Origin of the sequence: uncultured Campylobacter sp. (assembly GCF_938045535.1) — a bacterium.
In the GTDB taxonomy this organism is placed as follows: domain Bacteria; phylum Campylobacterota; class Campylobacteria; order Campylobacterales; family Campylobacteraceae; genus Campylobacter_B.
In genome coordinates this window covers 1-1,805 of the sequence record NZ_CALIMQ010000238.1, presented here as the reverse complement: position 1 = coordinate 1,805, position 1,805 = coordinate 1, and the positions used below count along the sequence as shown (strand labels likewise).

General features: G+C 48.4%; 1 protein-coding gene and 1 pseudogene. Both read left to right on the top strand.

Features of this window, described 5'->3' with window-relative positions:
- Positions 1 to 120: 120 nt before the first annotated feature.
- Positions 121 to 288, top strand: a pseudogene (locus tag Q0095_RS07215) (tRNA (uridine(54)-C5)-methyltransferase TrmA); the annotation flags it as partial.
- 100 nt (positions 289 to 388) lie between these two features.
- Positions 389 to 1,600, top strand: coding sequence for a threonine ammonia-lyase (gene ilvA / locus Q0095_RS07210; RefSeq protein WP_297882712.1), 1,212 nt, complete (start codon positions 389 to 391; stop codon positions 1,598 to 1,600).
- The last annotated feature ends 205 nt before the right edge of the window (positions 1,601 to 1,805 follow it).

The following is a 1,805-nucleotide window of genomic DNA, read 5'->3' as shown; positions in this document are numbered from 1 at the left end:
ATTCTTCATTTATATCAAAATATGATTTTATAAAATTGTTAAAAGCTGGCTTTTTATCTGAACTTATTACAATCTGACTTTTTTTATCAGTCATTTTTTTATAATAAATTCCAACTGTTAGTAAAAAATTTTCAAAATTTGATCTACATCTCTTGTAACCCGCAGACGCTTTTTGAAAATTTACGCTCGCTTTGCGTTACGCATGAGGTGCGCAAGTTTGCGATCTTCGATCAGTTCGCGCATACGGCGCATATCGAATGCGGCGTGCTGCTGCGGCGCAGGAGTTAAGCGGATCTAAAACCGAAGCTGCGGATTTAGGCTGCGCGTGGGATAAAATTCCGCCTAAAATATGTATAATAACAAAATTTAAAATTACGAAAGGAAGTAGATGGTTGATCTAAATAAAATCATCCAAGCAAAGCGCACGATAAACGATTTCGTCTATAAAACGCCCTTTGCTCTGGCGCCGAAGCTCAGCAAGCTTTACGGCGCGGAAGTGTATCTCAAAAGCGAGAATTTGCAGCGCACCGGCGCGTATAAGATCCGCGGCGCTTATAATAAAATCGCGCACCTAACGGATGAGGAGCGGGCACATGGAGTAATAGCCGCAAGCGCGGGCAACCACGCCCAAGGCGTAGCGATGAGCGCGCAAAAATTCGGCGTGCATGCCGTGATCGTAATGCCTGAAGCCACACCACTGCTTAAGGTAAGCGGCACGAAGGCTCTGGGCGCAGAGATCATCCTAAAGGGCGATAATTTCGACGAGGCGTATGCGTTTGCACTGGAATATGCGAAGGAGCACAATCTGACATTCGTGCATCCTTTCAACGACGAGTTCGTCCAGGCGGGCCAAGGCACGATCGCGCTTGAGATGATCGAAGAGGTCGCAGATCTTGAATACATCGTCGTTCCGGTTGGCGGCGGCGGGCTTGCGACGGGGGTTTGCAGCTGTGCCAAACAGATCAATCCCGACATCAAAATCATCGCCGTAGCTGCTAAGGGCGCGCCTGCGATGCACGATAGCTTCGTCGCGAAAAAGCCGCTAAATTCCAAATCGGTCCGCACCATCGCCGACGGCATCGCGGTGCGGGATACGAGCGAAATCACGCTCTCTACGATCATCGAGTGCGTCGATGAGTTCGTGCAGGTTGACGACGAGGAGATCGCAAGCGCGATACTCTATCTGCTCGAGCAGCAAAAAATCATCGTCGAGGGCGCGGGCGCGGCGGGCGTAGCGGCGCTGATGAACGCGAAATTTGTATTTCCCGCGGGCGCAAAGATCGGCATCATCCTAAGCGGTGGCAATATCGACGTGCAGATGCTAAACATCATCATCGAAAAAGGCCTCATAAAATCGCACCGCAAGATGACGATCAACGTCACGCTCGTCGATAAGCCGGGCGCGCTTACGGGACTTACCGAAATTTTGCGCCGCGCCAACGCAAACATCGTCAAGATCGACTACGACCGTTTCTCTACCAATATCGAGTACGGCGACGCGCAGATCACGATCACGCTTGAGACTAAAGGCAAGGCTCATCAAGAGGACATCGCCTGGGCGCTCAAAAACGCAGGGTATGATTTCAGGGAGATTTTGTAAAATTTAGCGGGAGTTTGTAAAATTTATTTTCGCTCGTGAATTTGCCTGAAATTGCAAAATTTACTTCTATTTTATATTTGCTGCGCCTAAACACTTTACGTTTGTGATTTTAAATTTTACGTAGAATTTAAAATTCCAAATATGCGACGCAGCCACAGTGTAAAATTAGCTCGAGCGTAGCTCGCCCCTTATAAAGCGTCGTAGG

What these genes read in the sequence shown, in the direction of transcription:
- ilvA (WP_297882712.1), top strand. Translation starts at nt 389, where the DNA reads ATGGTTGATCTAAATAAAATCATCCAAGCAAAGCGCACGATAAACGAT.